Origin of the sequence: Shewanella sp. Isolate8 (genome assembly GCF_022398495.1) — a bacterium.
GTDB lineage: Bacteria > Pseudomonadota > Gammaproteobacteria > Enterobacterales > Shewanellaceae > Shewanella > Shewanella aquimarina.
This window is the reverse complement of sequence record NZ_JAKEVI010000008.1, coordinates 1-26,087: the sequence shown is the minus strand read 5'-3', so window position 1 is coordinate 26,087 and position 26,087 is coordinate 1. Positions and strand designations below refer to the sequence as shown.

At 48.2% G+C, this 26,087-nt stretch carries 40 protein-coding genes, 1 rRNA gene and 2 pseudogenes; 36 read left to right on the top strand and 7 right to left on the bottom strand.

Features of this window, described 5'->3' with window-relative positions:
- From L1D43_RS19640 to rplQ, 30 genes and pseudogenes are all read left to right on the top strand, one after another.
- Positions 1 to 798, top strand: a pseudogene (locus tag L1D43_RS19640) (elongation factor Tu); the annotation flags it as partial.
- A 1-nt stretch (position 799) separates the two neighbouring features.
- A pseudogene (locus L1D43_RS19635) lies at positions 800 to 1,348 on the top strand (EF-Tu/IF-2/RF-3 family GTPase); the annotation flags it as partial.
- A gap of 361 nt (positions 1,349 to 1,709) precedes the next feature.
- The gene (gene rpsJ / locus L1D43_RS19630) at positions 1,710 to 2,021 is read left to right on the top strand and encodes a 30S ribosomal protein S10 (protein ID WP_011070616.1); all 312 of its coding nucleotides are present in this window, start codon (positions 1,710 to 1,712) and stop codon (positions 2,019 to 2,021) included.
- Positions 2,022 to 2,048: 27 nt separating this feature from the next.
- Positions 2,049 to 2,687, top strand: a complete 639-nt coding sequence (gene rplC / locus L1D43_RS19625) for a 50S ribosomal protein L3 (protein ID WP_041510739.1) — start codon at positions 2,049 to 2,051, stop codon at positions 2,685 to 2,687.
- Positions 2,688 to 2,703: 16 nt separating this feature from the next.
- Positions 2,704 to 3,309: a 50S ribosomal protein L4 gene (gene rplD, locus L1D43_RS19620; RefSeq protein WP_011863967.1), complete on the top strand. Its 606-nt coding sequence runs from the start codon at positions 2,704 to 2,706 to the stop codon at positions 3,307 to 3,309.
- The gene (gene rplW, locus L1D43_RS19615) at positions 3,306 to 3,605 is read left to right on the top strand and encodes a 50S ribosomal protein L23 (RefSeq protein ID WP_028774664.1); all 300 of its coding nucleotides are present in this window, start codon (positions 3,306 to 3,308) and stop codon (positions 3,603 to 3,605) included. Before rplD ends, rplW begins: the two co-directional genes overlap by 4 nt.
- A gap of 16 nt (positions 3,606 to 3,621) precedes the next feature.
- The gene (gene rplB, locus L1D43_RS19610) at positions 3,622 to 4,449 is read left to right on the top strand and encodes a 50S ribosomal protein L2 (RefSeq protein WP_041510738.1); all 828 of its coding nucleotides are present in this window, start codon (positions 3,622 to 3,624) and stop codon (positions 4,447 to 4,449) included.
- Between the two features lie 11 nt (positions 4,450 to 4,460).
- Positions 4,461 to 4,739: a 30S ribosomal protein S19 gene (gene rpsS / locus L1D43_RS19605; RefSeq protein WP_006083596.1), complete on the top strand. Its 279-nt coding sequence runs from the start codon at positions 4,461 to 4,463 to the stop codon at positions 4,737 to 4,739.
- 15 nt (positions 4,740 to 4,754) lie between these two features.
- Positions 4,755 to 5,087, top strand: a complete 333-nt coding sequence (gene rplV / locus L1D43_RS19600; protein WP_011863971.1) for a 50S ribosomal protein L22 — start codon at positions 4,755 to 4,757, stop codon at positions 5,085 to 5,087.
- A 9-nt stretch (positions 5,088 to 5,096) separates the two neighbouring features.
- A complete protein-coding gene (rpsC, locus tag L1D43_RS19595; protein ID WP_011863972.1) occupies positions 5,097 to 5,786 on the top strand; it encodes a 30S ribosomal protein S3 in 690 nt (229 codons plus the stop codon).
- A gap of 11 nt (positions 5,787 to 5,797) precedes the next feature.
- Positions 5,798 to 6,208, top strand: coding sequence for a 50S ribosomal protein L16 (gene rplP / locus L1D43_RS19590; RefSeq protein ID WP_011863973.1), 411 nt, complete (start codon positions 5,798 to 5,800; stop codon positions 6,206 to 6,208).
- Positions 6,208 to 6,399, top strand: coding sequence for a 50S ribosomal protein L29 (gene rpmC, locus L1D43_RS19585; RefSeq protein ID WP_011863974.1), 192 nt, complete (start codon positions 6,208 to 6,210; stop codon positions 6,397 to 6,399). The genes rplP and rpmC overlap by 1 nt, the downstream gene beginning before the upstream one ends.
- A complete protein-coding gene (gene rpsQ / locus L1D43_RS19580) occupies positions 6,399 to 6,647 on the top strand; it encodes a 30S ribosomal protein S17 (RefSeq protein WP_041510737.1) in 249 nt (82 codons plus the stop codon). The genes rpmC and rpsQ overlap by 1 nt, the downstream gene beginning before the upstream one ends.
- Positions 6,648 to 6,826: 179 nt before the next feature.
- A complete protein-coding gene (gene rplN, locus L1D43_RS19575; protein ID WP_011863976.1) occupies positions 6,827 to 7,195 on the top strand; it encodes a 50S ribosomal protein L14 in 369 nt (122 codons plus the stop codon).
- Positions 7,196 to 7,206: 11 nt separating this feature from the next.
- A complete protein-coding gene (rplX, locus tag L1D43_RS19570) occupies positions 7,207 to 7,521 on the top strand; it encodes a 50S ribosomal protein L24 (RefSeq protein ID WP_041510736.1) in 315 nt (104 codons plus the stop codon).
- A gap of 12 nt (positions 7,522 to 7,533) precedes the next feature.
- A complete protein-coding gene (gene rplE, locus L1D43_RS19565; RefSeq protein WP_011863978.1) occupies positions 7,534 to 8,073 on the top strand; it encodes a 50S ribosomal protein L5 in 540 nt (179 codons plus the stop codon).
- A gap of 10 nt (positions 8,074 to 8,083) precedes the next feature.
- The gene (rpsN, locus tag L1D43_RS19560; RefSeq protein WP_033540777.1) at positions 8,084 to 8,389 is read left to right on the top strand and encodes a 30S ribosomal protein S14; all 306 of its coding nucleotides are present in this window, start codon (positions 8,084 to 8,086) and stop codon (positions 8,387 to 8,389) included.
- Between the two features lie 23 nt (positions 8,390 to 8,412).
- Positions 8,413 to 8,805 carry a 30S ribosomal protein S8 gene (rpsH, locus tag L1D43_RS19555; RefSeq protein ID WP_041510735.1) on the top strand — a complete coding sequence of 131 codons (393 nt, stop codon included), beginning with the start codon at positions 8,413 to 8,415 and terminating at the stop codon, positions 8,803 to 8,805.
- 10 nt (positions 8,806 to 8,815) lie between these two features.
- Positions 8,816 to 9,346, top strand: a complete 531-nt coding sequence (gene rplF / locus L1D43_RS19550; RefSeq protein ID WP_239854153.1) for a 50S ribosomal protein L6 — start codon at positions 8,816 to 8,818, stop codon at positions 9,344 to 9,346.
- A 10-nt stretch (positions 9,347 to 9,356) separates the two neighbouring features.
- Positions 9,357 to 9,707, top strand: coding sequence for a 50S ribosomal protein L18 (rplR, locus tag L1D43_RS19545; RefSeq protein WP_011863982.1), 351 nt, complete (start codon positions 9,357 to 9,359; stop codon positions 9,705 to 9,707).
- 13 nt (positions 9,708 to 9,720) lie between these two features.
- Positions 9,721 to 10,224: a 30S ribosomal protein S5 gene (gene rpsE / locus L1D43_RS19540; protein ID WP_011863983.1), complete on the top strand. Its 504-nt coding sequence runs from the start codon at positions 9,721 to 9,723 to the stop codon at positions 10,222 to 10,224.
- A gap of 5 nt (positions 10,225 to 10,229) precedes the next feature.
- The gene (gene rpmD / locus L1D43_RS19535; RefSeq protein ID WP_011863984.1) at positions 10,230 to 10,412 is read left to right on the top strand and encodes a 50S ribosomal protein L30; all 183 of its coding nucleotides are present in this window, start codon (positions 10,230 to 10,232) and stop codon (positions 10,410 to 10,412) included.
- A 3-nt stretch (positions 10,413 to 10,415) separates the two neighbouring features.
- On the top strand, positions 10,416 to 10,850 hold the full coding sequence (rplO, locus tag L1D43_RS19530; protein ID WP_011863985.1) for a 50S ribosomal protein L15: 435 nt from the start codon (positions 10,416 to 10,418) through the stop codon (positions 10,848 to 10,850).
- A 7-nt stretch (positions 10,851 to 10,857) separates the two neighbouring features.
- Positions 10,858 to 12,198 carry a preprotein translocase subunit SecY gene (secY, locus tag L1D43_RS19525; RefSeq protein ID WP_041510733.1) on the top strand — a complete coding sequence of 447 codons (1,341 nt, stop codon included), beginning with the start codon at positions 10,858 to 10,860 and terminating at the stop codon, positions 12,196 to 12,198.
- A gap of 21 nt (positions 12,199 to 12,219) precedes the next feature.
- Positions 12,220 to 12,333, top strand: a complete 114-nt coding sequence (gene rpmJ, locus L1D43_RS19520) for a 50S ribosomal protein L36 (protein ID WP_006083579.1) — start codon at positions 12,220 to 12,222, stop codon at positions 12,331 to 12,333.
- A gap of 117 nt (positions 12,334 to 12,450) precedes the next feature.
- On the top strand, positions 12,451 to 12,807 hold the full coding sequence (gene rpsM / locus L1D43_RS19515; protein ID WP_011863987.1) for a 30S ribosomal protein S13: 357 nt from the start codon (positions 12,451 to 12,453) through the stop codon (positions 12,805 to 12,807).
- A 17-nt stretch (positions 12,808 to 12,824) separates the two neighbouring features.
- Entirely contained in the window at positions 12,825 to 13,217 is a 393-nt protein-coding gene (gene rpsK / locus L1D43_RS19510; RefSeq protein ID WP_011863988.1) for a 30S ribosomal protein S11, read from the top strand.
- 36 nt (positions 13,218 to 13,253) lie between these two features.
- Positions 13,254 to 13,874 carry a 30S ribosomal protein S4 gene (gene rpsD, locus L1D43_RS19505; RefSeq protein WP_011863989.1) on the top strand — a complete coding sequence of 207 codons (621 nt, stop codon included), beginning with the start codon at positions 13,254 to 13,256 and terminating at the stop codon, positions 13,872 to 13,874.
- Between the two features lie 24 nt (positions 13,875 to 13,898).
- Positions 13,899 to 14,888: a DNA-directed RNA polymerase subunit alpha gene (gene rpoA, locus L1D43_RS19500; RefSeq protein ID WP_011863990.1), complete on the top strand. Its 990-nt coding sequence runs from the start codon at positions 13,899 to 13,901 to the stop codon at positions 14,886 to 14,888.
- 39 nt (positions 14,889 to 14,927) lie between these two features.
- Positions 14,928 to 15,320, top strand: coding sequence for a 50S ribosomal protein L17 (gene rplQ, locus L1D43_RS19495; protein ID WP_011863991.1), 393 nt, complete (start codon positions 14,928 to 14,930; stop codon positions 15,318 to 15,320).
- 58 nt (positions 15,321 to 15,378) lie between these two features.
- On the opposite strand, the gene L1D43_RS19490 is transcribed toward rplQ, so the two are convergent.
- The 6 genes from L1D43_RS19490 to ccmA form a co-directional block, all read right to left on the bottom strand.
- Positions 15,379 to 16,356, bottom strand: a complete 978-nt coding sequence (locus tag L1D43_RS19490; RefSeq protein ID WP_239854151.1) for a hypothetical protein — start codon at positions 16,354 to 16,356, stop codon at positions 15,379 to 15,381.
- A gap of 127 nt (positions 16,357 to 16,483) precedes the next feature.
- Positions 16,484 to 16,969: a cytochrome c maturation protein CcmE gene (ccmE, locus tag L1D43_RS19485; protein WP_041510730.1), complete on the bottom strand. Its 486-nt coding sequence runs from the start codon at positions 16,967 to 16,969 to the stop codon at positions 16,484 to 16,486.
- A complete protein-coding gene (ccmD, locus tag L1D43_RS19480) occupies positions 16,966 to 17,166 on the bottom strand; it encodes a heme exporter protein CcmD (protein ID WP_041510729.1) in 201 nt (66 codons plus the stop codon). The genes ccmE and ccmD overlap by 4 nt, the downstream gene beginning before the upstream one ends.
- Positions 17,166 to 17,912 (bottom strand): heme ABC transporter permease, encoded by a 747-nt coding sequence (locus L1D43_RS19475; protein WP_041510728.1) that lies wholly within the window; start codon positions 17,910 to 17,912, stop codon positions 17,166 to 17,168. The genes ccmD and L1D43_RS19475 overlap by 1 nt, the downstream gene beginning before the upstream one ends.
- A 1-nt stretch (position 17,913) precedes the next feature.
- Complete coding sequence (gene ccmB, locus L1D43_RS19470) at positions 17,914 to 18,600, bottom strand: heme exporter protein CcmB (RefSeq protein WP_041510727.1); 687 nt, start codon at positions 18,598 to 18,600, stop codon at positions 17,914 to 17,916.
- Between the two features lie 11 nt (positions 18,601 to 18,611).
- A complete protein-coding gene (gene ccmA / locus L1D43_RS19465) occupies positions 18,612 to 19,262 on the bottom strand; it encodes a cytochrome c biogenesis heme-transporting ATPase CcmA (protein WP_160798914.1) in 651 nt (216 codons plus the stop codon).
- Between the two features lie 332 nt (positions 19,263 to 19,594).
- On the opposite strand from ccmA, the gene L1D43_RS19460 reads away from it, so the two are divergent.
- Positions 19,595 to 19,888 carry a c-type cytochrome gene (locus L1D43_RS19460; RefSeq protein WP_041510725.1) on the top strand — a complete coding sequence of 98 codons (294 nt, stop codon included), beginning with the start codon at positions 19,595 to 19,597 and terminating at the stop codon, positions 19,886 to 19,888.
- 151 nt (positions 19,889 to 20,039) lie between these two features.
- Here L1D43_RS19460 and ccmI read toward each other — a convergent pair whose 3' ends face one another.
- Positions 20,040 to 21,287, bottom strand: coding sequence for a c-type cytochrome biogenesis protein CcmI (gene ccmI, locus L1D43_RS19455; protein ID WP_041510724.1), 1,248 nt, complete (start codon positions 21,285 to 21,287; stop codon positions 20,040 to 20,042).
- A 411-nt stretch (positions 21,288 to 21,698) separates the two neighbouring features.
- Here ccmI and nrfE point away from each other — a divergent pair, with 411 nt between their 5' ends.
- The 5 genes from nrfE to L1D43_RS19430 all read left to right on the top strand — a co-directional run.
- A complete protein-coding gene (gene nrfE, locus L1D43_RS19450; protein ID WP_239854149.1) occupies positions 21,699 to 23,675 on the top strand; it encodes a heme lyase NrfEFG subunit NrfE in 1,977 nt (658 codons plus the stop codon).
- 17 nt (positions 23,676 to 23,692) lie between these two features.
- Positions 23,693 to 24,250, top strand: coding sequence for a DsbE family thiol:disulfide interchange protein (locus tag L1D43_RS19445; RefSeq protein ID WP_041510722.1), 558 nt, complete (start codon positions 23,693 to 23,695; stop codon positions 24,248 to 24,250).
- Positions 24,250 to 24,729, top strand: a complete 480-nt coding sequence (gene nrfF / locus L1D43_RS19440) for a heme lyase NrfEFG subunit NrfF (RefSeq protein WP_239854147.1) — start codon at positions 24,250 to 24,252, stop codon at positions 24,727 to 24,729. Before L1D43_RS19445 ends, nrfF begins: the two co-directional genes overlap by 1 nt.
- Complete coding sequence (locus tag L1D43_RS19435; protein ID WP_239854145.1) at positions 24,726 to 25,313, top strand: TlpA disulfide reductase family protein; 588 nt, start codon at positions 24,726 to 24,728, stop codon at positions 25,311 to 25,313. The genes nrfF and L1D43_RS19435 overlap by 4 nt, the downstream gene beginning before the upstream one ends.
- A 534-nt stretch (positions 25,314 to 25,847) precedes the next feature.
- Positions 25,848 to 26,087 (top strand): 16S ribosomal RNA (locus L1D43_RS19430); the annotation flags it as partial.

Below are 26,087 nucleotides of genomic sequence, written 5' to 3'. Positions count from 1 at the left end.
GCTGCTATCTCTCACGTACTGACTAAGACGTACGGTGGTGAAGCTAAAGATTTCGCACAGATCGATAACGCTCCAGAAGAGCGTGAGCGCGGTATTACCATCAATACCTCTCACATCGAGTACGATACTCCAACTCGTCACTACGCACACGTAGACTGCCCAGGCCACGCTGACTATGTTAAAAACATGATCACTGGTGCTGCACAGATGGACGGCGCTATCCTAGTAGTAGCTTCTACTGACGGTCCAATGCCACAGACTCGTGAGCACATCCTGCTTTCTCGTCAGGTAGGTGTACCTTTCATCATCGTATTCATGAACAAGTGTGACATGGTTGACGATGAAGAACTGCTAGAACTAGTAGAGATGGAAGTTCGTGAACTACTATCTGAGTACGACTTCCCAGGTGATGACCTACCAGTTATCCAGGGTTCTGCTCTGAAAGCCCTAGAAGGCGAGCCAGAGTGGGAAGCTAAGATCATCGAACTAGCTGAAGCACTAGACACTTACATCCCAGAGCCAGAGCGTGCWATCGACGGTGCATTCATTCTGCCAATCGAAGACGTATTCTCAATCTCAGGCCGTGGTACTGTAGTAACAGGTCGTGTTGAGCGCGGTATCATCAAAGTTGGTGACGAAGTAGAAATCGTAGGTATCAAAGAAACTACTAAGACTACTTGTACTGGTGTTGAAATGTTCCGTAAGCTGCTTGACGAAGGTCGTGCAGGTGAGAACTGTGGTGTACTACTACGTGGTACTAAGCGTGATGAAGTTGAGCGTGGTCAAGTACTGGCTCAATCTGCCAATCGAAGACGTATTCTCAATCTCAGGCCGTGGTACTGTAGTAACAGGTCGTGTTGAGCGCGGTATCATCAAAGTTGGTGACGAAGTAGAAATCGTAGGTATCAAAGAAACTACTAAGACTACTTGTACTGGTGTTGAAATGTTCCGTAAGCTGCTTGACGAAGGTCGTGCAGGTGAGAACTGTGGTGTACTACTACGTGGTACTAAGCGTGATGAAGTTGAGCGTGGTCAAGTACTGGCTCAGCCTGGTTCAATCACTCCACACACTCAGTTCGAATCAGAAGTATACGTACTGTCAAAAGAAGAAGGTGGTCGTCACACTCCATTCTTCAAGGGCTACCGTCCACAGTTCTACTTCCGTACAACTGACGTAACCGGTACTATCGAGCTACCAGAAGGCGTTGAAATGGTAATGCCTGGTGACAACATCAAGATGGTTGTTACCCTAATCTGCCCAATCGCGATGGACGAAGGTCTACGTTTCGCTATCCGTGAAGGTGGCCGTACAGTTGGTGCTGGTGTTGTTGCTAAGATCATCGCTTAATCGCGTTTGATTTTATAAACACACTGAAAAAGGCAGCTTAAGCTGCCTTTTTTATTGCCTGTAATTTATTCGGTAGATGAGGCTAGCTTTTCTGATCGGGATAAGTATAATACTCGCCACTTTGAGAGTTAGCGCAACACTGCTGTTAATTCGTCCAATGGGCTTGATCTCCAGCTTGAGATCAGTATAATAGCCCCTCGCCTTAACCATTAGGCGAAGTTTGTCGGTTCTCGAAACCGACGTAAAATAATACAGCGACTCCGATTTGGAGTCGAACGGTTAAATCATCTCGCTCTGCTTTTCCAGTAAGGAAGAAGCTAGAGGGTGATTTTTTATGTGTCCATTTTAGGAGCTCTGGTCAATGCAGAACCAAAGAATCCGTATCCGCCTGAAAGGATTTGATCATCGTCTGATCGATCAGTCTACAGCGGAAATCGTTGAAACTGCTAAGCGCACAGGCGCCCAGGTACGTGGTCCAATCCCACTACCAACGCGTAAAGAGCGTTATACCGTTTTGATCTCTCCACACGTTAATAAAGATGCGCGTGATCAGTACGAACTTCGTACTCATAAGCGTCTTGTTGACATCGTAGAGCCGACTGAAAAGACTGTAGATGCACTTATGCGTCTAGATCTTGCGGCAGGTGTTGACGTTCAAATTAGCTTAGGTTAATTGAGATCCTTAGAAGAGGTTTGAGAGATGGCTATCGGTCTTATCGGTCGTAAAGTAGGTATGACTCGCATCTTCACTGAAGATGGTGCGTCAATACCTGTAACAGTAATTGAAATTGCAGCTAACCGCGTTGCTCAAGTGAAAACTTTAGAAACTGACGGTTACCGTGCACTTCAGGTTACTACTGGTACCAAAAAAGCTAATCGCATCACTAAACCAGAAGCAGGTCACTTTGCTAAGGCTGGCGTTGAAGCTGGTCGTGGTTTGTGGGAAATGCGTCTGGCTGACGGTGAAGGCGAAGGCATCGAAGTAGGTGCTGAGCTTAATGTTGATATCTTCGCTGACGTAGCGAAAGTTGATGTTACTGGTCAATCAAAGGGTAAAGGTTTCCAAGGCGGTATCAAGCGTTGGAACTTCCGTACTCAAGATGCAACACACGGTAACTCATTGGCACATAGAGCTAACGGTTCTATCGGTCAAAACCAAACACCTGGTCGCGTTTTCAAAGGTAAGAAAATGTCTGGCCACATGGGTGCAGAGCGTGTTACTACCCAGAATCTAGACGTTGTACGTGTAGATGCTGAGCGTAACCTGCTATTGGTTAAGGGTGCAGTTCCAGGCGCTACTAATGGCGACCTGATCATCAAGCCTGCCGTTAAAGCTTAGGTCTGAGGAGATAGTAATGGAATTGGTATTGAAAGACGCACAGAGTGCTCTTGAAGTTTCCGAAACTACCTTCGGCCGTGACTTTAATGAAGCACTGGTTCATCAGGTAGTTGTAGCATATGCTGCAAACGCGCGTCAGGGTACTCGTGCTCAAAAGACTCGCGCAGAAGTAACTGGCTCTGGCAAAAAGCCATGGCGCCAAAAAGGTACTGGCCGTGCTCGTGCTGGTACTGTTAAAGGCCCAATCTGGCGTGGCGGTGGCGTATCTTTCGCTGCTAAAACCCAAGATCACAGCCAAAAAGTTAACAAGAAGATGTACCGCGGAGCGCTTAAGAGCATTCTGTCTGAATTAGTACGTCAAGATCGTCTTGTTGTTGTTGAGTCATTCGGTGTTGAAGCTCCTAAGACTAAAGAGTTGAAGGCTAAGCTGAAAGACATGAAGCTGGAAGACGTATTAATTGTGACTCCAGAGATTGACGAGAACTTGTTCTTAGCTGCACGCAACCTGTACAAAGTTGACGTTCGCGACGTTGCTGGTATCGATCCAGTAAGCCTAATCGCGTTCGAAAAAGTACTGGTTACTGCCGATGCTGTTAAGCAAATCGAGGAGATGCTGGGATGATAAGCGAAGAACGTTTGCTAAAAGTTATTCTAGCGCCACACATCTCTGAAAAGAGTACTGTTTGCGCTGAAAATAACAACACGGTCGTTTTCCGTGTAGCTATCGATGCGACTAAAGCTGAAATTAAAGCTGCAGTAGCTAAGTTGTTCGAAGTTGAAGTAGATTCAGTTCGCACTCTAGTTAACAAAGGTAAGACTAAGCGTCACGGTGCCCGTACTGGCCGTCGTAGCGATTGGAAAAAAGCCTATGTGACTTTAGCTGCTGGTGCTGACATCGATTTCGTCGGCGCTGAGTAAGCAAAGGAGAATTATCATGGCAGTTATTAAGTGTAAGCCAACCTCTGCTGGTCGTCGCCACGTTGTTAAAGTGGTAAACAGCGATCTGCATAAGGGTAAACCCTTTGCTGGCCTGTTGGCGAAAAAAGCTAAGAGCGGTGGCCGTAACAACACCGGTCGTATCACTGTTCGTCACGTAGGTGGTGGACACAAGCAGCACTACCGTATTGTTGACTTCAAGCGCAACAAAGACGGTATCCCTGCTAAGGTAGAGCGTTTGGAGTATGATCCAAACCGTACCGCTAACATCGCACTTGTTTTGTATGCTGATGGTGAGCGTCGTTATATCCTTGCTGCTAAAGGCATGCAAGCTGGTGATCAGATCCAGTCTGGTATCGATGCTGAAATCAAAGTGGGTAACGCTTTGCCATTACGCAACATCCCAGTAGGTAGCGTTGTTCACGCAGTTGAAATGAAGCCTGGTAAAGGTGCTCAGCTAGCGCGTTCAGCTGGTACTTATGTACAAGTTGTAGCTCGTGATGGTGCATACGCAACTCTACGTCTTCGCTCTGGCGAAATGCGTAAAGTTCCAGTAGATTGCCGCGCGACATTAGGTGAAGTTGGTAATGCCGAGCATATGCTACGCCAGTTGGGTAAAGCAGGTGCTAAGCGCTGGAGAGGCGTACGCCCAACAGTTCGTGGTGTTGCAATGAACCCAGTAGACCATCCACATGGTGGTGGTGAAGGCCGTACTTCTGGTGGCCGTCACCCAGTTTCTCCATGGGGTGTCCCAACTAAGGGTTATAAGACCCGTAGTAACAAACGCACCGACAAGTACATCGTACGTCGTCGTAACAAAAAGTAAGAGGATTCGCCATGCCACGTTCTCTCAAGAAAGGTCCATTCATTGACCTACACTTGCTGAAGAAGGTAGAGAAAGCGATGGAAGCGGGTGATAAGAAGCCTATCAAGACTTGGTCTCGCCGCTCAATGATCATTCCTAACATGATTGGATTGACCATCGCTGTCCATAATGGTCGTCAGCACGTACCTGTGTTCGTAACTGACGAGATGATCGGCCACAAGCTTGGTGAATTTTCACCAACTCGCACTTATCGCGGCCATGCTGCTGATAAGAAAGCGAAGAAGCGTTAATACGGGAGACTCGAGATGGAAGTTTTAGCTAAACATCGTTTTGCCCGTACGTCGCCTCAAAAGTGTCGTTTGGTTGCAGATCAAATTCGTGGACTGCCTGTTGCTAAGGCTCTTGAAATTTTGACTTTCAGCCCTAAGAAAGCAGCTGTACTTGTTAAGAAAGTACTAGACTCTGCTATCGCTAATGCTGAGCACAACGAAGGTGCTGACATTGACGAGCTGAAAGTTGGAAAAGTCTTTGTAGACGAGGGTCCAACTATGAAACGTATCATGCCACGTGCTAAAGGCCGTGCTGATCGTATTATCAAGCGTACCAGCCACATCACTGTGGTTGTGTCAGATCGCTAGGAGTTAGCAATGGGACAGAAAGTACATCCTAATGGTATCCGTCTGGGTATCACTAAGCCTTGGATCTCGACTTGGTACGCTGATAAATCAGATTATGCCAACAATCTGAGCAGCGACTGGGAAGTGCGCAAGTTTCTAGAAAAGAAGCTTAAGCAAGCCTCAGTTTCTAAGATTGTTATCGAGCGTCCAGCTAAGAGTGTTCGCGTTACTATTCACACTGCCCGTCCAGGCGTTGTGATCGGTAAGAAAGGCGAAGATGTTGAAAAGCTGCGCAACGAAGTTGCCAAGTTGACTGGTATTCCAGCTCAAATCAACATCGCTGAAATCCGTAAGCCAGAGCTAGATGCGAAGCTGGTTGCCGAAGGCATCGCTTCTCAGCTAGAGCGTCGTGTAATGTTCCGTCGTGCTATGAAGCGTGCGGTACAGAACGCTATGCGTCTAGGTGCTAAGGGTATCAAAGTTGAAGTGAGCGGCCGTTTAGGCGGTGCTGAGATTGCGCGTTCAGAGTGGTATCGTGAAGGTCGTGTGCCTCTACATACACTGCGTGCTGATATCGACTATTCTACTGCAGAAAGTCACACTCAATACGGTGTGATCGGCGTTAAAGTTTGGGTCTTCAAAGGTGAAGTTCTAGACGGCGTTGTACCTGCGCTAGAAGAGCCGAAACAGCAGCCGAAGCGTAAGCCTCGCGGTAAATAGGAGAGCTGGCAATGCTGCAACCAAAACGAATGAAGTTTCGTAAAATGTTCAAAGGCCGTAACCGCGGTCTGGCGAACGGCACTGAAGTAAGCTTCGGTGAGTTCGGTTTGAAAGCTGTTGGACGTGGCCGTCTGACTGCTCGTCAAATCGAATCTGCGCGTCGTGCTATGACACGTCACATTAAACGTCAAGGTCAAATTTGGATCCGCGTTTTCCCTGATAAGCCAATCACCTCTAAGCCTCTTGAAGTGCGTATGGGTAAAGGTAAGGGTAACGTTGAATACTGGGTTTGCCAGATTCAACCTGGTAAGGTTCTTTACGAGATGAATGGTGTATCAGAAGAGCTAGCGCGTGAAGCGTTTACTCTAGCTGCGGCCAAGCTTCCAATTAAGACTACCTTCGTAACTAAGACGGTGATGTAATGAAAGCGAGCGAACTAACTCAGAAGAGCGTTGAAGAACTGAACGCTGAACTGCTTGGTCTGCTGCGTGAGCAGTTTAATCTGCGTATGCAACACGCCACTGGTCAGTTGACTCAGACTCACCAGCTCAAAATCGTGCGTCGTAACATTGCGCGCGTTAAGACCATTATTACTTCTAAGGCGGGTGCATAATGACTGATAAAATCCGTACTTTGCAAGGTCGTGTACTTAGCAACAAGATGGACAAGTCTATCACTGTAGCTATTGAGCGTAAGGTTAAGCACCCTCTATACGGGAAGTTTATCAAGCGCACTACTAAGATCCATGCACATGACGAAACAAATCAGTGTAATGCTGGCGATATCGTGACTATTCGCGAATGCCGTCCGCTGTCTAAGACTAAGTCTTGGACTCTGGTTGAAGTAGTATCAAAAGCCTAATTTTATTAGGTGATTAGCGAAACGGCTCCTAGATTTGGGGCCGTTTTTATTTTTAATACTATCTATTCCTATTTTGCGGTGTTATACTTGCGCGCCATTTTAGACGTTATTTGGTCTAGAATGGTTTAAAAATGCCCCAAATTTGGGATTAGTGAAGTAACGATAGCGGAGCACTTAAAATGATCCAAATGCAATCGACTCTAGAAGTCGCCTGTAACAGTGGCGCTCGTAGAGTTCAGTGTATTAAGGTCTTGGGTGGCTCTCATCGTCGTTATGCCGGTATCGGCGACGTCATCAAGGTTTCTGTAAAAGAAGCAATTCCTCGCGGTAAAGCGAAGAAAGGTGACGTGTATAACGCGGTGGTAGTCCGTACTAAGAAAGGCGTACGTCGTCCAGATGGTTCTGTCATTCGCTTCGATCGCAATGCAGCGGTATTGCTAAACGCAAACCTTGCACCGATTGGTACTCGTATCTTTGGACCAGTGACGCGTGAACTGCGTACAGAACAATTTATGAAAATTGTTTCTCTGGCACCAGAAGTACTGTAAGGAGCTTCAAAATGGCAGCTAAAATCCGTCGTGAAGACGAAGTAATTGTACTAGCAGGTAAAGACAAGGGTAAGCGCGGTAAAGTTACCCGAGTACTACCTACTGGTAAGTTAATTGTAGAAGGCATCAATCTGATCAAGAAGCACCAGAAGCCTAACCCACAAATGGGTGTGACTGGTGGTATCGTTGAGAAAGAAGCGCCAATACAAGCATCAAATGTAGCGATTTTCAACTCTGCCACTGGCAAAGCTGATCGCGTTGGTTTCCGATTTGAAGACGGTAAAAAAGTCCGTTTCTTTAAGTCGAACAGTGAACTCGTTAAGTAATTGGAGTAAACGATGGCGAAACTGCATGATAAATATAAAGAGACTGTTATCGCTGAGCTTTCTAAGAAGTTCGGTTATACCAGTGTCATGCAAGTCCCTCGGATTGAGAAAATCACCCTTAACATGGGTGTTGGCGAAGCTGTAGCAGATAAGAAGGTTATGGAGCACGCGCTTCGTGACATGACTGCTATCGCTGGTCAAAAGCCAGTTGTAACTGTTGCTCGTAAATCAGTTGCTGGTTTTAAAATCCGTGATGGCTACCCGATTGGCTGCAAGGTAACCCTACGTGGTGAACGTATGTGGGAATTCCTTGAGCGTTTAGTTGATATCGCAATCCCGCGTATCCGCGACTTCCGTGGTCTGAGCGCTAAGTCGTTCGACGGACGTGGTAACTACGCAATGGGTGTACGTGAGCAAATCATCTTCCCGGAAATCGATTACGATAAGATCGATAAGATCCGCGGTATGGATATTGTTATCACTACTACTGCGAAGAATGACGAAGAAGGCCGTGCTTTATTAGACGCCTTTAACTTCCCATTCAAGAAATAAGGGTAGCGAAATGGCAAAAAGTTCAATGAAAGCACGTGAAGCAAAACGTGCCAAGCTCGTGGCTAAGTATGCTGAAAAGCGTCTAGCTCTTAAGGCTATCATTAGCAATCCAACTACTTCTGATGAAGATCGTTGGGATGCAGTTCTTAAGCTGCAAGGTCTACCACGTGACTCAAGTTCTGCGCGTCAGCGCAATCGTTGTAGTCAAACTGGTCGCCCACATGGTTTCCTGCGCAAGTTCGGCCTGAGCCGTATCAAGCTGCGTGAAGCTACCATGCGTGGTGAAGTTCCTGGTCTGCGTAAGGCCAGCTGGTAATACTTGTCACGGAGTAAGCTAATATGAGCATGCAAGATCCAATTGCGGATATGTTAACTCGCATTCGTAACGGCCAAGCTGCTAACAAAGTATCAGTATCTATGCCTTCTGCTAAGCTGAAAGTTGCTATCGCACAGACGCTTAAAGAAGAAGGTTATATTACTGACTACGCCGTAGCAGGCGAAGCCAAGCCGGTTCTGGAAATCACTTTGAAGTATTTCCAAGGCCAACCAGTCGTTGAGACTATCCAGCGCGTAAGTCGTCCTGGTCTTCGTATTTACAAAGGTAAAAACGATCTACCAAAGGTGATGGGCGGTCTGGGTGTCGCAATCGTGTCCACTTCTAAAGGTTTGATGACTGATCGTGCCGCCCGCCAACAAGGCATGGGTGGAGAAGTTATCTGCTACGTAGCATAAGGAGCTAGCAATGTCTCGTGTCGCAAAAGCACCAGTCGCTATCCCTGCAGGCGTAGAAGTGACTTTAAACGAACAAACTATCACCGTAAAAGGTTCTAAAGGTAGTTTGACTCGAGTAATTAACGCTGACGTTTCTGTTGTTGTTGAAAACAACGAAATCAAGTGTTCTCCAGCTGAAGGCGTAACTAGCGCTGCACAAGCTGGTACAGCTCGAGCACTAATCAACAACATGGTTGTTGGTGTTAACGAAGGTTTCGAAAGAAAGCTGACTCTAGTTGGTGTTGGTTACCGTGCAAAAGTTGCCGGTAACGGTATCGACCTGACTCTAGGTTTCTCTCACCCTCTAGTTCACCAGCTTCCAGACGGCGTAACTGCTGAGTGTCCTTCACAGACTGAAATCGTACTTAAGGGTACTGATAAGCAGCTTGTTGGTCAGGTTGCAGCAGAAATTCGTGGCTACCGTCCACCAGAGCCTTACAAAGGCAAGGGTGTTCGCTATGCTGATGAACAAGTACGCCGTAAAGAGGCTAAGAAGAAGTAGGTAACGCGATATGGATAAGAAAACATCTCGCTTACGCCGCGCGACTCGCGCCCGTAAGAAGATCCAAGAGCTGGGCGTTAACCGTCTGGTTGTACATCGTACACCACGTCACACATACGCACAGGTTATTGATGCCAACGCGCAAGTTGTGGCGGCAGCTTCTACTGCTGAAAAAGCGGTATCAGAGCAGCTTAAATACACAGGTAACGTAGAAGCAGCTAAAGCGGTAGGTAAGACTATTGCTGAGCGTGCTATCGAGAAAGGCGTAACTGTAGTTGCATTCGATCGTTCCGGCTTTAAGTATCACGGACGCGTAGCTGCCCTGGCAGACGCTGCTCGTGAAGCTGGCCTACAGTTCTAAGGAATGATTAAAAATGGCTAAATTTGAAGCTCCACAAAAAGACGATCTGCAAGAGAAGTTAGTTGCAGTAAATCGTGTTTCTAAAGTAGTTAAAGGCGGACGTATCTTTAGCTTCACTGCACTGACTGTAGTGGGTGACGGTAACGGTAAAGTCGGCTATGGCTATGGTAAAGCGCGTGAAGTACCTGCTGCAATCCAGAAAGCAATGGAAAAGGCTCGCCGTAACATTGTTTCTGTTGAACTTGTAAATGGTACTTTGCACCACCCTGTTAAGGGCCGTCACACTGGTTCGCGTGTTTACATGCAACCAGCTTCTGAAGGTACTGGTATTATTGCCGGTGGTGCGATGCGTGCCGTATTGGAAGTAGCAGGCGTTCATAACGTACTGTCGAAAGCATACGGTTCTACTAACCCGATCAACATCGTTCGCGCAACTGTAGACGCGTTGGTGCACATGAAGTCACCAGCACAAATTGCAGCTAAGCGTGGCCTGAATGTTGATGAAATTCGAGGTTAAGCACCATGGCTACTAAAACATTAAAAGTAACTCAGACTAAGAGTTCAATTGGACGTTTGCCTAAGCATCGTGCCACTTTGACTGGTCTAGGTCTACGCCGTATTAATCACACCGTTGAGCTGGAAGATACTCCTGCTGTTCGCGGTATGATTAACAAGGTTTACTACATGGTTAAGGTGGAGGATTAATCAATGAAATTGAATACTCTATCACCTGCTGCAGGTGCAAAATCAGCTGCTAAGCGTGTAGGTCGCGGTATCGGTTCTGGCCTAGGTAAGACTGCTGGTCGCGGTCACAAGGGTCAGAAGTCACGTTCAGGTGGCGGTGTTCGCGTCGGTTTCGAAGGTGGTCAAATGCCACTTAAGATCCGTTTGCCTAAGTTTGGTTTTACTTCGCGTAAAGCGATGGTAACTGCCGAAATTCGTGTAAGCGAACTGGCTAAAGTTAACGGTGATGTTGTCGACTTGAATGCACTGAAAGATGCGAATCTTGTTACTCGCAACATACAGTTTGCTAAAGTCGTTCTTTCAGGTACCATTGAACGCCCAGTGACCGTTAAAGGTCTTAAGGTAACCAAAGGTGCACGTGCAGCTATCGAAGCTGCCGGCGGAAAGATCGAGGAATAATACGTCGATGGCAAAACCAGGACTTGATTTAAAAAGCGCGAAGGGCGGTTTATCGGAATTGAAAACCCGCCTACTGTTCGTGATTGGTGCGATTATCGTCTTTAGAGCCGGTTCGTTCGTACCAATTCCTGGTATTGACGCAGCTGTATTAGCAGAGCTGTTTAATCAGCAGAAGGGTACCATCTTAGGCATGTTTAACATGTTCTCTGGTGGCGCCCTTGAACGTGCTTCTATCTTTGCACTTGGTATCATGCCGTACATCTCGGCATCGATTATCATGCAGCTATTGACTGTGGTACATCCTGCACTGGCCGAACTGAAGAAGGAAGGCGAGTCAGGACGTAAGAAGATCAGTCAGTATACGCGATATGGCACATTGGTCTTGGGTACATTCCAAGCGATCGGTATCGCAACGGGTCTGCCAAACCTGGTTCCTGGTTTAGTTGTAAACCTGGGATTCGGTTTCTACTTCGTTGCAGTTGTGAGTTTGGTCACGGGAACCATGTTCCTGATGTGGCTGGGCGAGCAAATCACCGAACGAGGCATAGGTAACGGTATCTCGATTCTTATTTTCGCAGGTATTGTAGCCGGTCTACCTTCTGCTATCGGCCAAACGGCTGAGCAGGCGCGTCAAGGCGACTTGAACGTACTAGTATTATTGTTGATTGCAGTGATCGTATTTGCTGTGACCTACTTTGTTGTGTTTGTTGAGCGTGGACAACGTCGTATCGTTGTTAACTATGCTAAGCGTCAGCAGGGCCGTAAGGTGTTTGCCGCGCAGAGCACTCACTTACCGCTTAAGGTCAACATGGCAGGTGTGATTCCACCAATCTTTGCGTCAAGCATCATTTTGTTCCCAGGCACACTGGCTCAGTGGTTTGGTCAAAATGAAGGCTTGTCTTGGTTAAGTGATTTTTCACTTGCAGTATCGCCAGGTCAGCCGCTTTACTCATTGTTGTATGCAACAGCGATTATCTTCTTCTGTTTCTTCTACACTGCGTTGGTATTTAACCCACGTGAAACAGCAGACAACCTGAAGAAGAGTGGTGCGTTTATTCCCGGGATCCGTCCTGGAGAACAGACTTCGCGTTATATAGATAAAGTAATGACTCGCCTAACACTGGCCGGTGCATTATATATTACCTTTATCTGTTTAATTCCGGAGTTCATGTTAATCGCGTGGAAAGTACAGTTCTATTTTGGCGGTACTTCACTACTAATTATGGTAGTCGTGATCATGGACTTCATGGCTCAGGTTCAGACCCATATGATGTCACATCAGTATGAGTCTGTGATGAAGAAAGCTAACCTAGTGAATAAAGCGAACTTAGATCGCTTTGGTCGCTAAGTAGCTTTACGGAGTGATGAAATGAAAGTTCGAGCTTCCGTGAAGAAGATCTGCCGTAACTGCAAGATCGTAAAGCGTAGCGGCGTTGTACGCGTTATCTGTGTTGAACCAAAACACAAACAGCGTCAAGGCTAAAAACTTTTTGACCAGCTCAGATTCTGAGCTGGTCAAAATATTATTTGCAAAATCGTCATCTGTCGAGTATCCTACCGGGCTTTTCACAGATGGCCTTTAACTTATGAGGAGTGCATAGTGGCCCGTATCGCTGGCATTAACATTCCTGATCAGAAGCACACAGTCATTGCATTGACTGCTATCTATGGTATTGGACTTACTCGCGCACAACAAATCTGCGCGGCTACTTCAATTGCTGAAGATGCTAAGATCAAGGAATTGAGCGAAGCTCAAATAGACACACTACGCGAAGAAGTTGCTAAATACATTGTAGAAGGTGACTTGCGTCGTGAGATCTCTATGAACATCAAGCGTCTGATGGACCTTGGTTGTTATCGTGGTCTCCGCCACCGTCGTAGCCTGCCCCTTCGTGGGCAACGTACCAAGACCAATGCGCGTACTCGCAAAGGTCCACGTAAGCCAATTAGAAAGTAACGGGAAGGTAAACCAATATGGCTAAAGTTCCGTCACGTTCAACGCGCAAGCGCGTACGTAAACAGGTTGCTGATGGCATGGCTCATATCCATGCATCTTTCAACAACACCATTATCACCATTACAGATCGTCAAGGTAATGCACTTTCTTGGGCAACTTCTGGTGGTTCAGGTTTCCGTGGTTCACGTAAATCTACCCCATTCGCTGCACAGGTAGCTGCTGAGCGCGCAGGTGTTGCTGCTCAGGACTACGGTGTTAAAAACCTTGAAGTTTTCGTGAAGGGTCCAGGTCCAGGACGTGAGTCAGCTATTCGAGCGCTGAACGCGGTTGGTTACAAGATAACCAACATTACCGATGTGACGCCGATCCCTCATAATGGTTGTCGTCCTCCTAAGAAACGTCGCGTGTAATCGCCCCGTTTTTAATAGGATAGTTGGAGAAAGAACATGGCAAGATACTTGGGTCCAAAGCTCAAGCTCACTCGCCGAGAAGGTACTGACCTTTTCCTGAAAAGCGGTGTGAGAGCAATTGATTCGAAGTGTAAGCTTGAAGCTGCACCTGGACAACACGGCGCTCGTAAAGCACGTTTGTCTGAGTACGGCGTTCAGCTGCGCGAAAAACAAAAAGTTCGTCGTACTTATGGTGTGCTTGAAAAGCAATTCCGTAACTACTACAAAGACGCTGCACGTCTAAAAGGTAACACTGGTGAAAACCTGCTTACTCTTTTGGAAACTCGTTTAGATAACGTTGTTTATCGTATGGGTTTTGGTGCTACCCGTGCTGAAGCACGTCAGCTAGTTAGCCATAAGTCAATTATGGTAAACGGCCGCGTTGTTAACATTCCATCATTCAAAGTGTCTGCGAATGATGTAATTAGCGTTCGTGAGAAGTCTCAAAAGCAAGCTCGTATTAAAGCTGCTCTAGAGGTTGCTTCTCAGCGCGAAAAGCCAACATGGGTTGAAGTAGATGCCGCTAAGATGGAAGGTGCTTTCAAGCGTCTGCCAGAGCGTAGCGATTTATCTGCGGATATTAACGAACAGCTGATCGTCGAGCTTTACTCTAAGTAAAGCTAATAAACAAGAGAGGACACAATGCAGGGTTCTGTTACAGAATTTCTTAAACCGCGTCTCGTTGATATCGAGCAGGTTAACCCAACACGTGCCAAGGTTACACTGGAGCCGCTAGAGCGTGGTTTTGGTCATACTTTAGGTAACGCGTTGCGTCGTATCCTATTGTCGTCTATGCCCGGCTGCGCGGTTACCGAAGTCGAGATTGATGGTGTACTGCACGAATACAGCAGCAAGGAAGGCGTACAAGAGGATATCCTAGAGATCCTTCTAAACCTTAAAGGTTTGGCAGTGGTTATCGAGGGTAAAGACGAGGCTATGCTTACTTTAAGCAAGTCAGGCGCAGGCCCTGTTACCGCAGCAGATATCACGCACGATGGTGATGTTACTATTATGAATCCTGATCATGTTATCTGTCATCTGACTGGTAACAATGACATTAGCATGCGTATCCGCGTTGAGCGTGGTCGTGGTTATGTACCAGCTTCGGCTCGTGCACAGACCGAAGACGACGATCGCCCAATTGGCCGTCTGCTAGTGGATTCATCTTTCTCACCTGTCGCGCGTATTGCTTACAATGTTGAAGCAGCACGTGTTGAACAGCGTACTGACTTGGACAAACTCGTTATCGATATGACCACTAACGGTACTATCGATCCTGAGGAAGCGATTCGTCGTTCTGCAACCATCCTGGCTGAACAGCTAGATGCGTTTGTTGAGCTACGTGATGTCACTGAGCCAGAACAGAAAGAAGAGAAACCAGAGTTCGACCCAATTCTGTTGCGTCCTGTCGACGATCTAGAGCTAACTGTACGTTCGGCTAACTGTTTGAAAGCCGAAGCGATTCATTACATCGGAGATCTGGTACAGCGTACTGAGGTTGAGCTACTTAAAACACCTAACTTGGGTAAGAAGTCTCTTACCGAAATTAAGGATGTGTTGGCTTCTCGCGGACTTTCATTAGGTATGCGTCTAGAAAACTGGCCTCCAGCCAGTTTAGCAGACGACCTATAAGTCCTAGTTTGTACAGATTTAGGTAATAAGGATTAGGTCATGCGCCATCGTAAGAGTGGTCGTCAACTAAACCGTAACAGCAGTCATCGTCAAGCTATGTTCCGTAACATGGCAAGCTCATTAGTCCGTCACGAAGTGATCAAGACTACTGTAGCTAAGGCGAAAGAATTGCGTCGCGTAGTTGAACCTCTAATAACACTTGCTAAGAGTGACAGTGTTGCAAACCGTCGTTTGGCATTTGCACGTACTCGCGACGCTGAAGTCGTAGGTAAGTTATTTAATGAATTGGGTCCACGCTACCAGGAACGTCCTGGTGGATACACCCGTATCCTTAAGTGCGGTCTTCGTACTGGTGATAAGGCGCCTATGGCGTATATCGAACTAGTAGGTCGTCCAGAAGCTGCTGAAGCTGTTGAAGAAGCTGCTGAGTAACACTTAAGTTCATTGTAAAAAGCCGGGCATTGCCCGGCTTTTTTATTGCTAAAAATTTCTATTCCACCCAATCTGCCTTTTTGGCTATCTCCTTTGGTATCGAAAGGTGCCATCTTGCGACGCCCGACAGGCTAAACCGAAAAGTCCCCTTACTGTCACTGACATAGCCAAGTTGGCTGGCTTGCTCACCGGCTAAGAGTCGATTGATCAGTTTACCCGCCAGTAGGCCGTGTTCGTAGCCGTTGAGCACATAGCCGCCTAGATTGGCTCTCTTGCCTACCGTGAAGTCCCAGAAACCAAAGTGGGGCACGGGGGCGTGAGCTGCCGTCCAGGAAATGATCTCATCCGAATCCATGTATTCGCCACTCGCCGTGATTAAGGTGTGGTATAGCCCGGTAAATATCCCGTGGTAGCCGGCCTTTTTGGCATCGCGCACCGCCTGTTGCCACTCCTTAGCCGAGTTGGTCAAGGTGAAGGCTATGGTCAGCTTACCTATCTTTATTGGCTTAAAGTCGGGGCTGATAGGGCCGAAGGCCGCCCGTGCGGTCGCGCTATTGTCAGAAAGGATCAGCAGTTTGGTGTCTTCATTACCTGGTAACAGGCAGTCGACCAGTAGGAGTGAGCGTTTGAACAATGGCCGTTCGAGTATGCCGGTAAATTGCTGATAGGCCTGTAGTCCATGATCTCTGGGGTTGGTGTTGAGGCCGAGAAATACCACTGGAATCTTGGTATCTGCTATGCGCTCGCTAAGCAGCGAGATGGCGTTATCGTCCGCGAGTATGATGATATCTGGCTTATGGCGTTTAACCGCATGCCAGGCCTCTTCTGCGCGTTTGATATAGGCGTCACGAGGTAGTCGCTTGGAGTCGAGGTAGATCTCCGTCACCTCGCTGGGCTCACTGAGGTTTTCTATTATTGCTCGACGATAGTCCTGCACCCAGGGGTAGCCTTCATGATAGCTGTGAATGAACATCAGCTTGCTGGCCGATACGGGCAGGCAGACCCAGAATAGCAAGAGACAGGCAAGTATGCGCATGGACGGGATTCCCTAAATTATTTCGCCCCAAAGTCTTTTACATAGTTATAGACGATTTTGCGCCAACGTAGAGAACAGGCAATAAAAAAGGCCTCAAAAGAGGCCTTTAGGTATTCGATGTTTGGCTTTAGTAACCGGATTTCTGTGTTGAGTTGTAATCGAGTTTCTCATGGGTCTGACCCATGGCTTCGGCCACTTCTGGCGGCATGTAGTTTTCGTCATGCTTAGCCAAGACTTCAGTTGCTTCTAACTTACCACCTTCAATCAACACACCCTGAGCAACGATGCCCTGGCCTTCACGGAAGAGGTCAGGCAGCAGATCGTCGTAGGTCACCATGACCTCGCCACCGGCGGCATCGTGTACGGCGAACTCGACGTGTAGGCTATCGGGATCGCGCACCAGGGAACCTACGGTAACCATGCCACCGACACGGATACGTTGGCCGATTTCAGGTTTAACACCTGTGTCTTTCTTACCGTGAACGATTTCTGTTGGGGTATAGAAAAGGTTCAAGTTCGAGTTGAGCGCATAGAGTAGCAAGGACGCGATGGCGGCGACGCCACCAATTAGGGCGGTTGCTAAGGCGAGTCTTTTCTTACGTCTGGCGTTCACTGTTCTTTACTCCGGTTGGCTTTGAGGCGTTCTTCGCGTTGCATCTTCTTCGATATCTCGGTGAGGATCTTGCGCTTCTGGCGCAGGCTCACCACGATCAAGGTGCCTAGTGCGAAGGCGGTTATGCCGTAAGATAGCCACACATAAAAGGCGTAGCCACCCATGTTAAAAAATTCTGCTAATGAATCGAACTGCATTATTTGACTCCTTCAGCTTGCGCGAGTTCCCTCACCCAGGGACGCATACCGTTTCTGGCAAGGATCTCGGCTCTGAAACGAATAAGCGTGATAGCACCTATCATTAGGCCGAAACCGAAGATGTTGATCAACAGAGGGTATAACATCTCAGGCGCCATAGATGACTTTTCGGTGATCTTAATGGTGGCCGGCTGGTGTAGCGAGTTCCACCACTCTACCGAGTACTTGATGATAGGAATGTTAATCACACCCACGATAGCCAGAATACCTGCGGCGCGAGCGGCGAGTACCTTATCCTCAAACGAGGCGTATAGAGAGATGACGCCCAGGTAGAGGAATAGCAGTACCAGTTCTGAGGTTAGGCGAGCATCCCATACCCACCAAGTGCCCCACATAGGCTTACCCCAGGCGGCACCCGTGATAAGTGCTATAAAGGTGACGACGGCGCCAATGGGCGCGATGGCAGCAGCGGCCCAGTCGGCTGACTTGATCTGCCACACGAGGCCGATGAAGGCCGAGGTGGCCATGGCCATGTATGCAGACATCGACATAGAAGCTGCGGGTACGTGGATGAAGATGATGCGGTAACTGTCACCCTGTTGGTAATCTACCGGTGCAAACAACAGACCCCAGATTGAACCCACACCAATAAACCCGATTGCAAGGGTCGCAAACCAAGGCAATAGCCTGCCGGATAGGTTATAGGCTTTTTGAGGGTCTGCGTAAGAATGTAGCCATTTCCACATATTAGTTAGTACTCACTCTTAGTGAGGCACCAATTGCAAAAGGTGCCAATATTAACGAACCGACCAGCATAGCGCCTATGATAGCGAGATGGCCGCTGTAGGGTAGATTTAGACCAGCGGCGTCGATGGCGCTGGTTGCGAAAATTAGAACCGGTATATAGAGCGGCAGGATCAACAGACTCAGCAGAACGCCGCCTTTACGTAGACCCACGGTCAGTGCGACACCGATTGCACCCAGTAAACTCAGTACCGGGGTGCCCAGTGCGAGAGTCGCCATCAGTGCGCCATAGCTGTTGGCTTCCAGATGCAGCAGCACGGCCAGCAGTGGAGCTACCAAGATCAGTGGCACGCCCGTCAATAACCAGTGGGCCAGCACCTTGGCCAATACCATGAGTGACAACGGTTGTGGGCTAAGCAGCATCTGTTCCAGGCTGCCATCGGCAAAGTCTGCCTTAAACAGACGCTCGAGCGACAGCATAGAGGCCAATAGGGCGGCGACCCAGATGATGCCTGGTGCCACGCGAGTCAGTACCTGTGGCTCAGGGCCAATACCTAACGGAAAGAGGGTGACCACTAGGATAAAAAACAGTAAGGGGTTAAAGATGTCACCCTTGTGACGAATCGCAATCTTTAGATCGCGCTTAAGTAGGGTGAAAAACGCTTGGGTGAAACTGATACCTTTATTCATTCACTGCACCTTTAAATAAAGCGGTAATCGAGGCGAATCTTACGGAGAATATCGTCACCGATAATGCTCATGTCCTGGTGGGTGGTCATGATGACACAGCCGCCGTTTTGAGCATGTTGTAAAAACAGGTGTTCCAATTCTTCGACGCCTTTCTTATCGATTGCAGTAAATGGTTCGTCCAGTAGCCAGACCTTACAGTTGGTATGCCAGAGTCGGGCTAGGGCGGTACGACGATGTTGACCCGCCGACAAGTGACCGGCCAAGGCTTCCTCGAAGCCAGACAGGTTTACCTTAGCGAGGATCTGGTTGGTTTCGAAATCATCATACCCGCTGATTCTTAAATTGAAGTTAAGATTCTCTTCGGCGGTTAACTCGCTCTTTACACCTGCAAGGTGGCCCAGATACAAAAGATCGTCATTGTATTCGTCGCGGCAGCGAGTAATGTCGGTGCCTTTGTATTTGGCCTCGCCCGCATAGGGACGCGACAGGCCGGCAAGGATCCTCAGTAGGCTGGTTTTACCCGCACCATTGGGGCCTTCGATTTGAACGATCTCACCTGCTTGGATATCAAAGCTCAGCTCGTCGAAGAGAATTCGCTCTTCGCGGATACAAGTCAAGTTATCGGCTGATACCAGTGTTGTTGCTGTTTTTTCTTCTACCACTGAACCCTCTATCTCAAGCCTGATGTAAACATAAGCGATATTAACATAATCCCTTTGAGGGGTTTAGTCTTGCTATCTGATTAGTGTCAGCAATTTGATATGCTTCCAAAAAGTAAAACCTTTTCGTCATTGAGATTGAACTTTTTCAACAATTGCTAATGTATCAGGTAACTCGGGCACCTATAACATGTTGAACCGTCAAATTCTGATATTAATCACAAAAAGGTGAGATTTGTTGAAGTTTGATGTATCCTAGGGCCGCTATAGAATAAGTCTGCCCCAGTTTAGGGTGGCATAGAGCTCTGTTAATATTTGCATTAGGAACATTGAACATGAAAAAACTGTTAGCATTGTCTGCAGTGGCTGCATTGACCTTGTCTGCAAACACTTTTGCACAAGAAGGTGAAGCTGTATATAACAAGGCATGCCATGTATGCCACAGTATGGGTGTCGCCGGTGCCCCTAAAGCTCATGATGCAGCTGCATGGGAGCCTCGTTTAGCGAAAGGCCTAGACGCACTAGTAGGTAGTGTTAAGACTGGTCTGAACGCTATGCCACCAGGTGGTATGTGCACAGATTGTACCGACGAAGATTACAAGAACGCTATCGAGTTCATGTCTAAGTAATTTGACTTCGTTGAAAAAAGCCGACCTTATGGTCGGTTTTTTTATGTCTGCTTCTCGGTAGGTTCCATTAAAAGTGATGCTTGTAATAAAGCAGAGGAGCAATAAAAAAGCCGGCTAAATGCCGGCTTTTCTGTTCATGACTGAACCAGGATTATTGTACCAGGGTATCAATCACCAGTTTGGCGGTTGCGCCCACATCCATAGATTCCAGACGACCCTGCAGATCGCCAGGTTGTGCCTTGACCGACCCATGCTTAGAAAGCACGGCGATCACCTCAACCTGCTTGGCGTCGCTTAGCTTGATATCGCCGCCCATGCCAGTGCTGTCATCTAAGGTGATAGATACAGGCAGTGATTTTGCAGATACCTTAGTTGCCGCTAGCGGAACCTTAGGGCCCTGGGTGTTACGGGCAAAGATAAATAGCATGTCGCTACTGCTTACATTCTCTGCCAGCTCAGGTGCGATAGAGACATCTATGGTGACAGTCTTGCCTGTAGTGGCGGCCTGCTGATGCGTCGCGTCGTTAGGCATCTCGCCGGTCTCAGCCTGCATTCTCATCTTGGCGCTCTCGATGGCGTTGATGATAGCGCTACGATCCACATCGCTTCTGTCGCTGTCGAGAATGATCTGCCAGGCATCGATGGCCTTCTTATATTGGGCACTGAAGAAGGCATCCATACCGACGAGGAGTAGGGTAGATGGGTCTTCAGGATCTAGAGCCAGTGACTGGTCGATAATAGCCTGTACCGCAGGAGTGATTCTCTGGTTTGCCTTGTAGTACATGGCCGTCGCCTTAGGCCCAAGCAGTTCGGCGTGGGTACCTACAAGCTCCATCGCCTTGTCGAATGCCTTTACCGCATCGTCATAACGGTTGGCGCTGATATAGGCATGGCCCAAGCTAAATAGCAGTTGGCTGTTTTCCGGCTCGGCCTGCAGCTGTGATTCCATCATCTGAATGCGCTGCGTCATGATCTGGGCGGCATCCATACCTGCGTGTGGGTTGTCGGGAACGGCCTTATCCAGGTTGGCATAGGCGCCTAGGTTGGCATAGAAGTAGCCTGAAACGCCTATGACGACGACAGACATCAGGGTTGGCCAGAGCAGGCTCTTAGGCTTTATTTGACCGACCAAGGATTCATCTTCGCCCTGCTTCATGTCCTGTAGCAAACTGATCTCGAGCTCTTTCTTTAGTGCGTTAAACTCATCTTGATCCAGCAGCTCATCCTCGAGTTCCTTCTCTAGCGTCGCCAGGCGATTGTCAAAGAGTTCGAGGTTGGTGGCCCTACGCACACCGGCTTCTTCGGCCTTTAACATCTTTTGCTGGCGGAAGTGTGGAAACCAAATCAGCACTAGGCTGACTAATACAAAAAGCGCAATAAAAATCCAGAGTGTGGTCATTATTTCTTTTTCACATTAGTTGCAGGAATGCGGGGATACCGCGCGATATAGGGATCAGATTATACGTAAAGATTATTCATTGAACAGTAATATAAGGGATTCAAGCCGTTAAATACTGATACTTTTGCACTGGTTCACAGTTCGATTCTATTTTCAAAAATTGGCTGAAACTTAAGTTTCAAACAAGGGTCAGAGCATAAAATCTGTCAGTTTATAACAATTGTAACCCTGCGTTTCTGTTCGCAAGAATGAGACAGGTCACCCAGAATTGTGCGAAAGAGGCAGACAGATACAATAGCAAATACTAAAATGACTCAAATTTTGTACCTTGAGTAGTGTGAATTGCAAACTCTGGTGAATTAGGAGAGGCTAATGCTTCGACTGGTTCTCATATAGGACTGAGGAAACCCCATGATCCCTGAATTAGGTCACTTTTCGTTGATAATAGGATTGGCATTTGCCTTTCTATTGGCCAGCGTTCCCTTAATCGGTGTTGCTCGCAAAGATCAATATCTGGTGCGTTATGCCTGGCCGTTGAGTTACGGCATGTTTTTCTTTATCGCTCTTTCTGTCATCGTCCTAGGTTATAGTTTTGCCGTCGACGATTTCTCTGTCGCCTATGTTGCACACCACTCAAATTCTCAGCTGCCGATCTTCTTCAAGATAGCCGCGGTATGGGGTGGCCACGAAGGTTCATTGCTCTTCTGGGTGTTCGCCTTGTCTGTCTGGACCGCTGCGGTTGCCTTCTTTAGTAAGGGGCTCGAAGAGGTCTTCACCGCGCGTGTACTCTCTATTCTCGCCATGATAGTGATAGGCTTCTCTCTCTTCATGCTGCTGACATCGAGCCCATTCGAGCGTCTATTCCCTATCCCGATGGAGGGACGCGATCTTAACCCTATGCTGCAGGATGTTGGATTGATATTCCATCCACCTATGTTGTACCTGGGTTATGTTGGTTTCTCGGTGAGCTTTGCCTTCGCCATTGCCGCGCTCATGGGCGGACGTCTGGATTCGGCCTGGGCACGTTGGAGCCGTCCTTGGACACTGGCAGCCTGGATCTTCCTAACTGGCGGTATCTCTCTCGGTTCTTGGTGGGCATATTACGAACTCGGCTGGGGTGGCTGGTGGTTCTGGGATCCCGTCGAGAACGCCTCATTCATGCCTTGGTTGATCGGTACCGCCTTGCTGCACTCAGTCATCGTGACCGAGAAGCGTGCAACCTTCCGTAACTGGACGGTATTACTGTCTATTTTCGCATTCTCATTGAGTCTCTTGGGTACCTTTATCGTGCGCTCAGGGGTACTGACTTCGGTGCATTCATTCGCGGCGGATCCAAGCCGTGGTATGTTCATCCTATTGCTGCTTGGCCTTGCCATCGGCGGCTCACTGACCCTGTTTGCCTTCCGCGCTAGTGATATGAAGAGCCCGGCGCGCTTCGAGCTGATGTCGAAAGAAACCATGCTGCTGGTAGGTAATATCCTGCTTACCGTGGCTTGTGGTACCGTGCTGCTGGGCACACTCTACCCACTGCTGATCGATGCCCTGAACATGGGTAAAATCTCTGTAGGCCCACCATACTTCAACGCGGTATTCGTGCCGATCGCACTCGTGCTATTTGCCTTCATGGGCATAGGTCCTAGCATCCGCTGGAAGCGTGCCAAGGCCGGCGAACTTAAGGCCAAGCTGATGGTGCCTGCTATCGTCTCTGCAGTGATCGGTGTGGCGACGCCTTTCCTGGTTGATGGCAAGTTTAATGCTTGGGTGATGTTTGGTATCGGTCTTGCGGTATGGGTGACGGTTTCAACCCTGCGCGCCGCCTACGACATCATGCAGTCTAAAGATGGCCTAAGCCTGGCGCGTATGGGGCGCAGCCAGCTAGGTATGATCATCGCTCACCTAGGTATCGCCGTCTCTGTGGTTGGTGCCACTATGGTTTCTAACTACTCGATCGAGAAGAGTGTTCGCATGGGCCCTGGCATTACCCAGGAGCTGGCGGGCTATAGCTTCCATTATATCGAGACCAAGAATGTTGTCGGTCCTAACTATACCGCCCAGCAGGGTCAGGTCGAAGTGACCAAAGACGGTGAGTTCATCACGCTGCTTAAGCCTGATCGTCGTCAGTACAATGTACGTACCATGGATATGACAGAGGCTGGTATCGATTGGGGACTGTTCCGCGATCTCTATATCACCATGGGCGATCCTATCAGCCGTACCGAGTTTGCCGTACGTCTGAACTATAAACCATTCGTACGTTGGTTATGGTTCGGAAGCATCTTCATGATGGTAGGTGGTCTGTTCGCGGCATCGGACAAGCGTTACCGCAGAGCCAAGGCGACAGAAAGCGCCGGCGAAAAAGCCAAACAAGCAAAATTAGCAACCGCATAACTTGAATTGGGGCAAGTATGAAGAAAAGGCTAGTACTCTTTATTCCTTTGATTCTGTTTTTGGTGATGGGAGTGTTCCTCTATAAGGGACTCTTCCTGAATCCACAGCAGCTGGACTCTGCATTAGAAGGAAAGCCGATACCGGCTTTCCAGCTGCAAAAGCTAGAAGATGCCAATGAGATCATTACCAATGAAAGCATCAAGGGTCAGGTCTCACTGCTGAACGTGTGGGCCACCTGGTGTCCTTCATGTAAGTATGAGCATCCCTATCTGATGCGTTTGGCCAGACAAAACATTTTGCCTATTTATGGCATCAACTATCGTGACGAGCGTGCGATGGCTATCCGTGAGCTTAGCCGCGAAGGGGATCCTTATACCAAGAACATCTTCGACCACGACGGACGTTTAGGTCTGGATCTTGGTGTTTACGGTGCTCCCGAGAGTTATCTGGTGGATCACAACGGTATCATTCGTTTCCGTTATGCCGGTCCTATCGATATGCGTGTCTGGAAAGAGACACTCTATCCTATGATTCAAGAGTTACAGGCACAGGCTAAAGCTGAGGGAGCATCTTAATGAAGACCTTAGTCGGGTTTATTACCGCATTACTGTTATCTTTCTCCCTGGTTGGCGCCGTGATGGCCACCCCGGTGGACACCTATGAGTTTAAGTCGGTAGATAACCAGAAGCGAGCGCTGGAACTGGCTCACTCGCTGCGTTGTCCTCAGTGTCAAAACCAGAACCTGATCGATTCTAACTCGCCAGTGGCGCAAGATCTGCGCCTCGAAGTTTATCAAATGGTCGATGCCGGTAAGGGTGACGATGAGATCATCGAGTTCATGACTAGCCGTTACGGTGAGTTCGTACTCTATAAGCCACGTATGGAAGCCAAGACTTACATCTTATGGCTAGGGCCAATCGCGCTATTGCTGGTGGGCTTAGTGATCGGCTTTATCTTCGTCAGACAGCAGCGTATCAGTAATGCCGTCGACCAGGAGATCAGCGCCGAGGAGCAAGCCGAGTTGGATAGATTGCTCAAGCGAGACGATAAATGAAGTCAAAATTAGCCACGGCGCTGCTATCGGCAACCATTGCCTTAGGCGGATACGCCGCCAGTGTGCATGCCTATCCCGGCATGCAAAAGAAGCAGGGCGGTGAGGTGCAGTCGAGTGTCGATCTAATCAATGTGCTGCCAAAAGCCTATCCGATCGAGCCTGTGCCATTTAAAGATGCCCAGGGTAAGTCGATCGACTTTAGTCAGTATCGTGGCCAGGTGGTGATGGTGAACATGTGGGCCACCTGGTGTCCCCCATGTGTGCGTGAACTGCCGGCTATCGATCGCTTCAAAGGCAAGTTCGATCCAAAACAGTTTCGCGTCCTTCCGATTTCGATCGATATGAACGGCAAGGAGAAGGTCGAACCCTTCTTGGCCTCTCTGGGGATGGATAAGTTCGAGACCTACTATGATCCTCAGCAGCAGCTGGGTGAGGTCTTTCCTCTAGATACGATTCCGGCGACCTTTATTCTCAATCAACAGGGCGAGTTGATCGCCTTCGTCAGAACTTTTGTCGATTGGGATGATGATAAGGCGGTGAAATTGATCGAGAGTTTTATCGCGTCAGAGGTCAAAAAACCGTAAAAGACGGCACTTTTGCCCGTAATTTAAACGAAAAAGATCGCGATTGCCTAAAAGATCGGCATGCGATCTTTTTTTTATAAAAAGCCCTTGCACAAAAGATTTGGCTCCCTATAATGCGCTCCCACTGACACGGCAAACGGCGCTACTTAGCGAAGCGAGTAGGCAAGCTGGTCGAGTCAAGGTAACAAGCGGTTCAAGTTTTTAAGCCGGTGGTTACAGCGCGATAGCGCAGTAATTAACCACTTAAAAATCTTTTGAAAAAAGCGCTTGACGCCGACAGGGAGAAGCGTAGAATACGCAGCCCTAGCCCGCTGGACTCCAGTATGAGGCGAACGCTCTTTAACAAGATAAAACAAGAAATCTGTGTGGACACTCACAGGTATTGAGTTAATCGAAAACGATTTAAATCTCAATGCAATTCTTTACTAGAGATAGTGAGAGTCCATAGCAATATGTACAAACATCCTTAGATTCTTCCGAGTCTAAGTGGTGAATCAGAATTCATTGAGTCGGACTTAGGTCCACAAAAACTTTTAATTGAAGAGTTTGATCATGGCTCAGATTGAACGCTGGCGGCAGGCCTAACACATGCAAGTCGAGCGGTAACATTTCAAAAGCTTGCTTTTGAAGATGACGAGCGGCGGACGGGTGAGTAATGCCTAGGGAACTGCCCAGTCGAGGGGGATAACAGTTGGAAACGACTGCTAATACCGCATACGCCCTACGGGGGAAAAGAGGGGATCTTCGGACCTTCTGCGATTGGATGTACCTAGG